10 protein-coding genes are annotated in these 13,687 nt (G+C 33.1%); 7 read left to right on the top strand and 3 right to left on the bottom strand.

From position 1 onward, the window contains the following. The first annotated feature begins 53 nt into the window (after positions 1–53). Complete coding sequence (locus BLT48_RS04565) at positions 54–1,067, top strand: glycosyltransferase family 2 protein (RefSeq protein WP_089975633.1); 1,014 nt, start codon at positions 54–56, stop codon at positions 1,065–1,067. A gap of 541 nt (positions 1,068–1,608) precedes the next feature. Here BLT48_RS04565 and istB read toward each other — a convergent pair. From istB to BLT48_RS04550, 3 genes are all read right to left on the bottom strand, one after another. Then, on the bottom strand, positions 1,609–2,358 hold the full coding sequence (gene istB, locus BLT48_RS04560) for an IS21-like element helper ATPase IstB (RefSeq protein WP_089975630.1): 750 nt from the start codon (positions 2,356–2,358) through the stop codon (positions 1,609–1,611). Beyond that, on the bottom strand, positions 2,355–3,920 hold the full coding sequence (istA, locus tag BLT48_RS04555) for an IS21 family transposase (RefSeq protein ID WP_089975628.1): 1,566 nt from the start codon (positions 3,918–3,920) through the stop codon (positions 2,355–2,357). Before istA ends, istB begins: the two co-directional genes overlap by 4 nt. Positions 3,921–4,038: 118 nt before the next feature. Next, on the bottom strand, positions 4,039–5,112 hold the full coding sequence (locus BLT48_RS04550) for an IS256 family transposase (protein ID WP_143019100.1): 1,074 nt from the start codon (positions 5,110–5,112) through the stop codon (positions 4,039–4,041). A 185-nt stretch (positions 5,113–5,297) separates the two neighbouring features. On the opposite strand from BLT48_RS04550, the gene BLT48_RS04545 reads away from it, so the two are divergent. From BLT48_RS04545 to BLT48_RS04520, 6 genes are all read left to right on the top strand, one after another. Next, entirely contained in the window at positions 5,298–8,273 is a 2,976-nt protein-coding gene (locus BLT48_RS04545; RefSeq protein WP_089975625.1) for a GW dipeptide domain-containing protein, read from the top strand. Between the two features lie 167 nt (positions 8,274–8,440). After that, positions 8,441–9,406 (top strand): LCP family glycopolymer transferase, encoded by a 966-nt coding sequence (locus BLT48_RS04540; RefSeq protein WP_089975622.1) that lies wholly within the window; start codon positions 8,441–8,443, stop codon positions 9,404–9,406. A gap of 170 nt (positions 9,407–9,576) precedes the next feature. Next, positions 9,577–10,743: a nucleotide sugar dehydrogenase gene (locus tag BLT48_RS04535; RefSeq protein WP_089975621.1), complete on the top strand. Its 1,167-nt coding sequence runs from the start codon at positions 9,577–9,579 to the stop codon at positions 10,741–10,743. Between the two features lie 36 nt (positions 10,744–10,779). Further along, positions 10,780–11,664, top strand: coding sequence for a UTP--glucose-1-phosphate uridylyltransferase GalU (gene galU, locus BLT48_RS04530; RefSeq protein ID WP_089975618.1), 885 nt, complete (start codon positions 10,780–10,782; stop codon positions 11,662–11,664). Between the two features lie 196 nt (positions 11,665–11,860). Continuing rightward, on the top strand, positions 11,861–12,601 hold the full coding sequence (locus BLT48_RS04525; RefSeq protein WP_089975616.1) for a YveK family protein: 741 nt from the start codon (positions 11,861–11,863) through the stop codon (positions 12,599–12,601). A 13-nt stretch (positions 12,602–12,614) separates the two neighbouring features. Beyond that, positions 12,615–13,319 (top strand): CpsD/CapB family tyrosine-protein kinase, encoded by a 705-nt coding sequence (locus tag BLT48_RS04520; RefSeq protein ID WP_089975613.1) that lies wholly within the window; start codon positions 12,615–12,617, stop codon positions 13,317–13,319. The last annotated feature ends 368 nt before the right edge of the window (positions 13,320–13,687 follow it).

The following is a 13,687-nucleotide window of genomic DNA, read 5'->3' as shown; positions in this document are numbered from 1 at the left end:
GTTAAATTAACTTAAATAATAGAGTTTATGTAAGAGAGAAGGGCTATTATAATATGGGAAATGTAAAGATTTCGGTTATTGTACCTGTTTATAACGTTGAAAACTATCTTGAAGATTGTATTGAAAGTGTAATTTCTCAAAAAAATTTTCAAGATATTGAGTTGATTCTTATTGATGATGGATCTACGGATCAGTCAAGTAAGATTATTAAAAAGTATACAGAATCTTATACAAATATACTAGACTATTATCAAGAAAATGCTGGTCAAAGTAAGGCTAGAAATAAAGGCATTCAACATGCAAAAGGTGAATATATTTATTTTTTAGACAGTGATGATTTAATACCTGATTTAGCTATGGAGCACCTATATAATTTAGCAGTTAAAGAAGATTTAGAATTAATTTTATTTGAAGGAAAATCTTTTTTTGATAAATCTGTAGATAATATGAAAATTGGAAATATGAACTATGAAAGAAATAAGGTATATGACAAAATATTAAATGGACAAGATTTATTTATAGAAATGACAGCAAATAAAGATTTTTACGCTTCGCCTTGCTTGCAATTTATAAAGAAAAAAGTGCTTCTAGAAAATACTATTTATTTTCTAGAAGGTATTATACATGAAGATGAATTGTTTAGTTACCAACTTTTAATGAAGAGTAAAAAGGTTAAATGCATTAAGGATAAGTTATTTTATCGAAGAATACGTTTGGATTCTACTATTACATCCCTAAATTATGAACATCGTATTGAATCTCTTACCAAAGTTATTCAAAAAACTATAGAATTTAATAGCCATTTAGAAGAAACTACTGTAGAAATGGATGATGCTCTTAATAGTAGAGTTAACCATCTTCTAGGCCAATGTATTATCTATTGTATGGAAATGAGTTTTAAAAATAGAAAAAAGAATTATATACAATTAAAAGATATCAAACTTATAATTTTAAACAATGGGTATAGTGTATATAGAAAATATATTTTTTATTTTAAACATCCAGAAATATACAGAATATTACAGAAGGTGTTAATTACAATTAGAAAAATTAAAACTCTGAGCTGAAATAGATTGTAAGAATTGATGCACTTAAAAATAATAGAATTTTCTAATTTATTTGTTTTACTCGTTAAGTATCTTATATTATTCTTTTTTTATTGAGGATTAGATTATTAATTCATTTTATAAGGTGTAACAGTTTATAAAAATTAGCATTATAGGTTCAAATTGATTTCAAAAATGTATATGAAACATAATTAGTTGTAAATGAAAAAAGGCCAGTTTATACTGGTCTTTTTTCATTTATTAATAGAATGTGAACAACTATTAACTGTTTTAATAAAAGAACAATGTAATTTAATGAGAGCGTCAATAATTTTGTGTAAATAAATCGCCCTTCTGCAAAATAATCTGTTACTTAGTAAACATTGAAGCTAATGTATCGGTTACTTGTTGGAAACCTTTATGGCTTCTGTTTAGAAATTTTTGATTGTATGTATCAAAGATGGATACTAAGAAACGTTCTAATTGTCGACGTCAAGTAGAAATCGACAATTTCTGCTAATTAGTTTTCTGCACTTTTTGCTAAATAAGTTTCTGCACTTTCTTATTGAAATACACTCTCTCTATTTTTCATTCTGTAGCTTTCGTCATTCATTTGTATCACTTCAACACGGTGGAGAAGACGATCTAGGATTGCAGTCGCAAGCCCTTCATCGCCTAGAAGTTCTCCCCATTGATCTGGACTTTTGTTTGAGGTTAATATAATTGAACTTCGTTCATATAAGTGGTTTATCAGATGGAAGAATTGATTCGCCTCCCGTTGATCCATTGCGATATACATAAGATCATCAATGATAACTAAATCTGCCTGTTTGATTCTATTTAATGTGATTTGAGATTTCCTCGTATAATCGCTCGTTTTCAGTATGGACATGAGTTCACCCATCGGGAGAAACATGACATGATACCCTTGTTCAATGGCCTCAAGGCCCATTCCTATGGCAAGATGGGTCTTTCCCACACCTGGTGGACCAAGCAACACGAGATTGTATTGTTGCTCTAGCCAATGCATTTCCTTTAATTGCTTCATTTGTCGTTCAGTCATACTTTTTTGGCCATTCATATCGTAGTCCTCAAGGGACTTTTGATACGGGAATTTGGCCCATTTTAATCGTTTCTCTTTGTTTTTTTCGTCCCGTTTGTTTAATTCAAAGGTAAGAAGGTGATCAATAAGTTCATGATACGTCCAGGATTGTTGTTCTGCCTCTCGCATAATAAGAGGGAGTTCACTGGATACTTCCGATAATCGCAATTGCTTAAGGGCATTCTGAAGACCTTCAAGACCTGTGCTCATTGGTGTTCACCTCTCATCAGCTTTGTATATTCACTAAGGGAACGAGTAGAAACGGTGATTGACGAGGCAGAAAGCTTCGCTGAATCAGTCGTTGTTTTTAACAAGTGATCTGACGATATAGGTATGGACTCTTTAGCTAAGAATTGAGAAACATCTCTAAAATCATTGGCACTCCATAGCTGCTCATCTATGCATTTTTGTAAAGCAGCTTCTCGTTCCTCTGGGAACGATTGAACAGCTCTCTCCAGCACAATAAACTGGTCACGTGCATACCTCTTGTGTCCTTCTACCACTTTTTCTATATAGAGACTGGCACTCGCTTGATCTTCAAATAAGGCAATCATAGCTTCCTTGTATTTCTGTATCGTTTTTGAACGGTCTCGTCCGTGATTGGTTTTCTTTATTAATTTTCCTTTTTCAGACGAAAGAGGGTGTCTCGTTATTTCTTCACCGTTCAATTCATTTAAAACAATCAATTCATTATGATTGACTCGAAGTAATACTTCATTCGTTCCAGCGGATCGATAGGTTCCTACAGGAACAGAATAACGATTTCCTTTGTAGCGAATCGTATTGTCTTTTCCTATTTTAATTGCTATACTTGCATCAAATGGATCATCCATAGTTTTAAAAGGTGAGACTGGTTTCAAGTGTGCTTTTTCCTGAAGGAACACTGAATCTGGTCTCTTTTTTGTTGTGCCATGAACTTTATGATTGCCTGTCCGCTCTAGCCAATTACGACATTTCTGATTCCAATCATCTAAATCACTATAAATTCTATTCTTAGCAAAATTTCCTTTTACATAGCCGACCACACGCTCGATCTTTCCTTTAGTCTCAGGGTCTGCTGCGCGACAGAGATAAACTTGAAAGCCTCTGGCTTGCTGGTATGCTTCAAATTTACTCGTTAATATGAGGTCTCCTGCATTCTCGCTTACGGCGATTAAGTTATCTTGATCATACATCACTTCTTTTGTCATTCCACCGAAATATCGGAAAGCTTGCTCATGGCAACGTGTCGTATCCTGAGTCGTAAAGGGGCGATTTAACCATTCAACGTATTTATACCGGCTATGGCCTAAAACGAAACAGATGAAATAAAGCTTTATCTTTTCTTTATTGACTGTCATCTGCCAACACTGACCCCAATCAACTTGAATTTGTTCGCCCATATCTACTTCAGAAATTGCCTCGTAGTGCCTTGATTGTTTCACTTTCGGAATCGCATATCGGTCTCTTAACTCCTTAACGAAAAGCCGGATTGTACTTGAGCCTACTTTTAGTTCGGGATACTCTTCCAGTAACCAATCCTCAATTTGAGCTGAAGATAAATCCGGATGTTCTTTCAACCAGTCGACAATGACTTCTTCATGACTATTCAACTTTTTTGTTCTGTTCTGGAGGGCCGATGTCCATTCGGACATCTCTTCAAAATCCATTCTCAGATATTTTCTAACCGTATCTCTATCGACACCCGCTTTGCGTTTGATTTGACTAACGTTAAACCCTAATCGATTCAATTTATGTATTTCATGATATAAAGTCATTTTTGATTCCTTCACCTTTCATCCTCCGATTCGATATTATACTCATAACTTAAATAGTATAACTGATTCGGTTATTTTTAGATAAAAAGTGCAGAATCTTAATTAGCAATAATTGTTGTTTTTAGTTTAGCATTCACACTAATGATTCTTCATTTTGAAACTGTTCTTTTCTGCGGCTGTATTTCTTGATTTGCTTATTGAAAGACTCGATCAGATTGGTTGAGTAAATGGTTCTGCGAATACTAGGCGGAAACTCATAGAAAGTCAATAAATCTTGGTTTTCTATGAGTGACTGCGTCACTTTAGGATAAGTTTTCTGCCACTTCTCAACCATACAGGACAAGAAAGTATTCGCTTCTTCCTTTGAATTGGCTTGATAAACAGTCTTAAAGTCATCACAGATTTCTTTTCGGTCTTTGACACGTACTTTATGAGCAATATTACGAGACACATGGATACAACAATGTTGGTATTTTGCTTTTGGATAAATTTTATGAATGGTGTCTTTCATACCTTTTAAGCCATCTGTAATAAAGAGCAAGACATCTTGAACCCCTCTGGAGTTAATATCTTGTAGTAGCTCATTCCAAACGTGTGTTGACTCAGTCGGAGCAATTGCATAACTTAGTACTTCTTTAGTGCCATCTTCTCGTATTCCAATGGCAATGTAAATGGCTTCTTTGGACACGGTTTGACGTTTTAATGGAATATAAGTAGCGTCCATAAAAATAGAGACATACTTATCATTTAAGGCTCTTGCTTTAAATGCATTTACTTCTTCAGTCAGCACTTTAGTCATGTTTGACATGGTTTGTGGAGTATAGTGATGTCCATACATTTTTTCAATTAAATCAGCGATTTCAGACATCGTAACGCCTTTTTTGAACAAATGGATAATGGTAGTTTCCAATGTGTCATTTGTTCTTTTGTATGCTGGTAAAGTTTGTTGTTTAAACTCGCCATTTCGATCTCTAGGTATCTCCAATGTTAATTCACCATATTCGGTTTTGATTGATCGGAAATAAGATCCGTTCCTCGAATTACCTGAATTAAAACCAGTGCGGTCATATTTTTCATAATCCAAGAAAGCTGTTAATTCTGTCCGTAGGAGGGTGTTTATCGCTCTTTCTAAGTGGGAACGGAATAATTCATTTAAATCGCCTTTAGTGACTAGTGTTTGTACAATTTCTGTAGTAAAATCATTCATAGGGAAGTCCTCTTTTCTGTGAATTGGTTGTCGTTAACTTTATTCTACAGAAGGGACTTCCTTTTTTGTATGGTTTTTATTCATTTACACAAAATATTTTACACTCTCAATTTAATTTTGATAACTTTCATATGTTATACTAGAATGGTATCATTTTTTTTATAATATGTTTGGAGGATTGTTAGTTGAAAAATAATAATAGAAAAAAGTTGTTTATTACCTTGTCCAGTGGAATATTGTTGTCATTAGCTACAAATCAAGATGTTATTTATGCATCTGAAGTAGAACAGCCTGAAATAATAAATAATATTGAATTAGTTGATAATGCAATTGTTATTGAAGACATTACTGCTTATAGTATGGAAGGTGAAAATAAAATAGAAGTTAAAGATTTAATTGAACAAATAACTATTACTCAAATAGATGAAAAAACATATAAAGTATCAGGTAGTACACTAGAAAATAGTGAAGTTATTCTTGTCATTGATGATACTGAAAAGTTTGTGGGTATTTCAGATGAAGACGGCATCTTTGAAATAGAGATTAAAGAGTTAGCAGAAGCTTCTTCTTTGAAAGCTTTTGTACAAAGTAATCAAGATAATACATATTCTGTAGAATTTCCATTAGCAAATCTTATTCAACAACTAGAGATAATTGAGCAGCTTATAAATGATGATTTATCTGAAGCAGATAAACCAGCTGCCGAAGAATCAACGCCAATAGTAGAAGAACCAACAAAAGAACCAACAGAAGTACCAAGCGAAGAGCAAGAATCAACACCAGTAGTAGAAGAACCAACAGAAGTACCAAGTGAAGAGCAAGAATCAACGCCAATAGTAGAAGAACCAACAAAAGAACCAACAAAAGAATCAACAAAAGAACCAACAGAAGTACCAATCGAAGAGCAAGAATCAACAAAAATTCCAAATAAATTAAAAGAAACTGAGCCTGAAAAAGAAATACTTAAAACTAATACAGTACAAACATTTGCAATGGCTAAGACCACAGCTACACGTACTGCTTTAAATGGTGTTTATACAGTTAAGTCTGGAGATTTTGCTGGAACTATTGCTAATTCATTTGGCATTTCATTAACACAGTTATTAGCTTGGAATCCTCAAATTAAAGATGCTAACTTAATTAGTGTGGGACAAAAAATTAATGTAACTAAAGCTGCTTATGAAAAATACTTAGCTGATAACAAAGGAAATAATCAAGCACAACCTCGTCCATTCAAAACAAACCAAGAATTCATAGATTTTATAACACCGTATGCGATGGAAATAGCAAATGCTTATGGAAAAGATCAATTGTATGCATCTGTAATGATTGCTCAAGCTGCTCACGAAAGTGCATTTGGACAAAGTTTGCTAGCTTCACCTCCATATTATAATTTATTTGGAATTAAAGGATCTTATAATGGTCAAACAATTCCAATGGGAACTTGGGAAGATGTAAGTGGTGGTATCATCAATATTACAGCTAATTTCAGAGATTATCCTTCTTACTATGAATCAATGATGGACTATGCTGATTTGCTTAGAACCGGTTTAACGGGCTCACCTAATTTTTATTCTGAAACATGGGTAAAAAATACAAATTCTTATAAAGATGCTACTTGGTATCTTACTAATACTTATGCAACAGATGATGAGTATAATATTAAATTAAATAATATTATTGAACAATATAATTTAACACAATTCGATACTCATATTGTCGATACAAGTTTGAATAATACAGTGAATGTTTCGTACAGTGCATTAATTTCTTTGAGTGGGTACACAATTGATACGAAACCATGGGGAACATCAGGATTTCAAAATGTAGATAAAACGAATACTTATTTAGGCTCTGAAGTACAAGCTACTAAAGAAACTTCGGATGGTAAGTATGTTCTTATTTCTTATGCAGGAAATGTATTAGGATGGGTTGATAAAACTGCCCTAGAAAGATCTACGAATATTGGAGATGTTTCTTCTTCAGTACCTGTTAGTTACAAAGCAAAAGTTTCTAAATCAGGTTACTCAATCGATACGCTACCATGGGGAACTTCTGGATATCAAACTTTGGCTAAATCTACGGATTATGTTGGACAAGAAATAGAAGTCGTTAAAGAAGCTAAGAATGGAACTTATTCATTGATTTCCTTGAATGGTGAATTACTAGGATGGGTTGATAGCAATGCTATATCAACTTATGATGTTGAAGTAAATATTCCAGCTTCACACACTATTTCATATGAAGCAATTATTAATGAAACGGGCTATTCAATTGATACTAAACCATGGGGGATGAGTGGGTACCATACACTTAACCACACTTCTGATTATTTAGGCAGAACAATTGAAGTAGTAAAACAAACAAATAATAACCAGTATGTTCTAATCTCACATGATGGAAAGTTATTAGGTTGGGTAGACAAAAAAGCTTTAAAAACCTATGAAGTTGTGACGAATGTTGCATCATCTCAACCAGTTAATTATAAAGCAGTTGTTGATAAAAATTCATATTCCATTGATACAATGCCATGGGGTACTGCTGGATACCAAACGATTGCTAAAACTACTGATTATGTAGGTACTGAAGTTGATGTCATCAGAAAAAAAGGTAGTTATGTTCTGATTTCTGTTAATGGAGACGCAATAGGATGGGTAGATAAAAAAGCTTTGAAGTCATATGATGTTGTAACAGATGTCACAGGATCAAAATCAGTTTCATTTACTGGAATGGTTTCAAAATCAGCTTTTTCAATTGATACGAAACCATGGGGAACTTCTGGATATCAAACTGTTGGGAAAACTACAGATTATGTTGGGACTCCTGTTAAAGTAACAAAACAAAAAGGATCTTATGTATTAATCGAAACAAATGGACAATCATTAGGCTGGTTAGATAGAAAAGCTATACAACTATATACAGTGGATGCTGCTATTCCTTCATCTAAAAATGTTTCATATAGTGCTGTTGTAGCAAAATCTGCGTATTCAATTGATACAAAGCCATGGGGAACTAAAGGCTATCAAACGATTACAAAGACTAATAATTTTGTTGGGAAAACAATTAAGGTTACTAAAGAAACAAAAAATGGAAAATATGTTTTAATTTCATTAGACGGTGTTACTATGGGATGGGTAGATAAAAAATCCTTAAATAATTAAAAAACAAAATTTTGAAAGGGTAATTTCGAATTAAGTTCGGGATTACCTTTTTTTAATGAAATTAAAAAATGTAATTGCAAAATATTATTCTATTGGTACAATAAAAAAGAAAAGTACCTATAACTAATGTGACTGTTTATAAAGACTGTCAAGAAAAGGGTGAAAGAATGTCACAATCAAGATCTGAAATGAGAGAAAATCCAAGAAAGAAAAAAAGAAAAAAAGGGAAAGGATTAAAAATATTTCTAATTATAATATTAGTGCTATTTATTGCATTAGGTCTTTTTGTTTGGAAGATTTATAGTGATGTAGCTGGTACAACAGAAAAAATCCATAAAGATGTTGAAACAGAAGAAGTACGGGAAAGTTCAATTGATATTAGTAAGAAAGATCCATTTTCTATTCTAATGTTAGGTGTGGATACAGGAGATTTAGGCAGAACGGAACAAGGGCGTTCAGATACGATGATGGTCATGACGGTTAATCCAACTACAAATAAAGCAACAATGGTTAGTATTCCTCGGGATACACGTACTGAAATCATAGGTCATGGAACAACTGATAAAGTCAACCATGCCTATGCATTTGGTGGAACAGCTATGTCAGTAAATACGGTACAAAGTATGTTGGATATTCCAATTGATTATTATGTTGAAGTGAACATGAAAGGATTACAAGATATTGTGGATGCTGTTGGTGGGGTTCAAGTTACTAGCCCTTTAACATTTACTTATGAAGGATATAACTTTACAGAAGGTGAATCTACTTCACTAGACGGTAAAACTGCACTTGCTTATTCTAGAATGCGCTATGATGATCCAAATGGAGATTATGGTCGTCAAGAACGACAACGACAAGTGATCCAAGCAACGTTAGAAAAAGTGGCTTCTTTATCAACGATTTCAAATTATCAAAACATTTTAGGATCGCTAGAAAATAATATGCAAACAAATCTTGAGTTTAATGATATGGTAAAAATCTTTAATAATTATCGTTCAGCAGCAGGAAATATTGAGCAAGTTCAATTAGAAGCTGAAGGAACAACAATTGATGGGATTTATTATGGTATTGTATCAGATCAAGAGATGAGTAGAGTATCTGGGTTATTGAAAGAACAATTGGAACTAAATTAACAATGAAGACACTATGTGCTTTGTAGTGTCTTTTTATTTTAAATGAGACTCTATAAAAGTCTGTGTAAGTAGCAGACTGATTGTTTTTGTATCAATAATCTGCTATTATTAATTTGTTAGTTTAAATTTATCGTTTTGTTTAGTATAAAATTAGAAGGAGCCAAACTATTTTGAAAATTACAGTAGTCGGAACTGGTTATGTTGGATTATCCAACGCCGTTCTTTTAGCTCAACACAATGAAGTCACTGCATTAGAAATTATCGAAGAAAAGGTAGAATTAATTAATAATAAAAAGTCTCCTATTGTAGATAAAGAGATTGAAGAATACTTAGCAATAAAAGAGTTAGATTTAACAGCTACAACAGATAAAACGACTGCGTATCAAGATGCTCAGTACGTTATTATTGCAACACCGACAAACTATGATGATAAACGGAATTACTTTGATACATCAACAGTAGAAGGCGTTATTGAAGATGTCTTAAAATATAATCCAACAGCGACTATGATTATTAAATCTACTGTGCCAGTTGGATATACAAAAGAAACAAAAGAAAAATATGGAGTAGACAATATTATTTTTGCTCCAGAATTTTTGCGTGAAGGAAAAGCACTTTATGATAACCTTTATCCATCCCGTATAATTGTAGGAGAAAAAACAGAAACAGCTGAGATTTTTGCAAACTTACTAGTTGAAGCTGCTGTTAAAGAAAATATTGATGTTTTATTTATGAACTCGACAGAGGCAGAAGCTGTTAAGTTATTTTCAAATACGTACTTGGCTTTGCGTGTAGCTTACTTTAATGAACTAGATACATACGCAGAGGTTAGAGGACTAGATACAAAATCAATTGTAGAAGGTGTAGGACTAGATCCAAGAATTGGGACACATTACAATAATCCTTCATTTGGTTATGGTGGCTATTGCTTGCCCAAAGATACTAAACAACTACTTGCTAACTATGAAGATGTGCCAAACAACATTATTGGCGCAATTGTTGATGCGAATCGTACACGTAAAGATCACGTAGCGAATATGATTATTAAATGTGATCCAAAAGTTGTTGGAATCTATCGTTTGACGATGAAAACGGATTCGGATAACTTCAGAGCATCTTCTATACAAGGGATTATGAAACGAATCAAGGCAAAAGGAATCGAAGTAGTTGTTTATGAGCCTGTTTTAAAAGACGAGACATTCTATAATTCAAAAGTGATTCGTGATTTTAAAGAATTTAAAAAAGTGTCAGATGTAATTGTTTCAAATCGCTTAGCTGAAGAATTAATGGATGTTCAAGAAAAAGTGTATACAAGAGATTTGTTTCATACAGACTAATAACATATTAAAAGTACTCTATTGGAGGTAAAGGATATGTCAAAAGTAAGAAAAGCCATCATTCCAGCGGCTGGTTTAGGAACTCGTTTTTTACCAGCTACAAAAGCTACTGCTAAAGAAATGTTGCCAATCGTAGACAAGCCAACAATTCAATTCATTATTGAAGAAGCAATTGATTCAGGGATTGAAGAAATCTTGGTCGTTACTGGAAGAAGCAAACGGTCGATTGAAGATCATTTTGATTCTAACTTTGAATTGGAACAGAATCTTCAGATGAAAGAAAAGTATGAATTGTTAAAATTAGTTGAAAGTACAACAAAGATCAAATTACATTTTGTGCGTCAATCTTATCCTAAAGGCTTGGGCGATGCAGTTCTTCATGGGAAAAGTTTTGTAGGAAACGAACCATTTATCGTATTGCTTGGGGACGATTTAATGATGGATGAAGTCCCGCTAACGAAACAATTGATGAATCACTATGATGAAACTGGGTCTTCGGTATTGGCAACGATGCGTGTGCCACATAAAGATACTTCCAAATATGGAATCGTTGATATTGATGGAGAAGTCTCAACTGATTTGTATAAAGTTAATCACTTTGTTGAAAAACCAAAACCAGAAGAGGCACCAAGTGATTTAGCTATCATTGGTCGTTACTTATTAACACCGGAGATTTTTGAAGTTTTGGAGAATCAAGAACCTGGTGCGGGTAATGAAGTACAATTAACAGACGCGATTGAAACATTAAACAAAACGCAACAAGTCTTAGCTCATGAATTTAAAGGGAAACGATATGACGTTGGAGATAAATTTGGCTATATGATGACAAATATCGAATATGGACTTGAACATAAAGAGGTTAAAGATGATTTGAAAGAATATATTATTCAATTAAGTAAGGAATTAGATGGCAGAAATTAAAGGTAAAAAAAGTAAAGAGCTTAAACAGGCTCTTTACTTTTTTTAGAATATCTACAACACAAGTTACTGTAGAAGTTGAAATGATATTTATAAAAAAATGAAAATTATAGTTCACAGTCAAAATTGATATGGTATACTATCTAATGTCGTTAAAATAAAAGCAGTTATCAAAAAAAGGTATACGCAGGAGGAAAACATGGTAGCAGAAATTAGATTATTAGAATTATTTAGTACATTAAAAAAATATTTGTCAATGATTATTAGTTTAGGTCTGATTGGTTTAATATTAGCAGCTGGGTTTACTTTTTTCATTGCAACACCCCAGTACAATGCCACAACGCAAATATTGGTAAATCGTACAACAGAATCTGCAGAAGGAATGCAACTGACAGATATCAATACGAATGTACAGATGATCAATACATATAAAGACATTATAAAAGGACCAGTTATCTTAAATGAAGTTCGAGAGAACCTGGGAACAAATTTATCAACAACTGAATTATCTGAAAAAATAGAAATTACAACTCAAGAAAATTCACAAGTCTTTTCGTTGACTGTAAAAGATGATAGTCCTTATGAGTCTGCAGAGATTGCAAATTCTGTTGCGGATACTTTCCAAAATGAAATTGGAAATATCATGAATGTAGACAATGTGACGATTATTTCAGAAGCGGTGGCTAATACAAATCCAGTATCGCCAAATAATCTGTTAAATTTAGTGGTTGGTTTATTCGTTGGTTCATTGGTAGGTATTGGAATGACCTTCTTATTAGAATTCATGGACAAAACTGTTAGAGATGAACGTTTCATTACAGAAACGTTAGGCTGGTCAGTATTAGGAAGTGTTTCTGAAATGACGAAGGACGAATTGCAGGCTGAAGTGAAAATTGAACGACCAGAATTAAATTCAAGAAGAGCAAAAAGTAGAGTGTAGAGAGGTGAGAGAAATGTTCAATAAAAAGACAAAACAATTAAACATTAAAGAACGTCCAAGTTTAGTGACCCTGACAAGATCAAAATCAGTAATCGCTGAGCAATTTAGAACAATTCGTACGAACATTCAATTTTCAATGGTAGATAAAAATCTAAAAACGTTAGTTGTTACTTCAGCTGGTCCAGGTGCAGGGAAGTCAACAATATCAGCTAATTTAGCCGTTACTTTTGCTATGCAAGGAAAAAAGGTTTTAATCGTTGATGCTGATATGCGTAAACCAACAGTCCATAAAACATTTCATTTGCCTAACCGCGATGGATTGACCACATTATTGACAGAAAGAGACATCGAAATCAAAAACATTGCTCATTGTTTAGATAAAGAAGGGCTATTTGTAATTACAAGTGGGGTAATTCCACCAAACCCATCTGAGTTATTAGCCTCCAACCGAATGAATCAATTAATGGCGGAATTTGAGGAGCTATTTGATTTAATTATTTTTGATATGCCTCCTGTTATCGCGGTTACAGATGCTCAAGTGATGGCGAGTAAAGCTGACGGAACTATTTTTGTCGTTAACAAGGATGGTGCGGATAAAGAAATGGTGATGAAATCAAAAGATTTACTTGAAAAAGTACAAGCAAACGTTATTGGTGTAGTATTCAATCGTGTTGAACTGAAAGGCGATAATTATTACTACTATGGAGAAGGTGAGTAAATCAGCTGATTGATTACATTGTCATATTATAAAATTGACATTAGATAAGTGAGAATAAAGATAAATCAACAAGTTAAAATTTTTAAATAAGAATTAAGTTGCAGAGAAGACATTCTGACGCTCTTTTCAAGAAAAAAGTACGGGATCGTGGATAATTAGTAAAAGTTATTTCATCAGTAAATTGTATTTTGTTGATGAAAGTAACCAATGATTACTGATCAAATTTCCAATTGTTACGGTTTTGGTTTTCTCGAGAGCGTTGTTTTTTAGAAATGAATTTTAGAAGTACGGTAGTTATTTTTTGTATGCAAGAATCGTGCGAAATACAAAAAATCAAGTGGGGAAACAAATGAAACGGATTCATTTCA

This window comes from Carnobacterium viridans, from assembly GCF_900102725.1.
GTDB classification, from domain to species: domain Bacteria; phylum Bacillota; class Bacilli; order Lactobacillales; family Carnobacteriaceae; genus Carnobacterium_B; species Carnobacterium_B viridans.
This window is presented reverse-complemented; position numbering and strand designations above follow the sequence as displayed.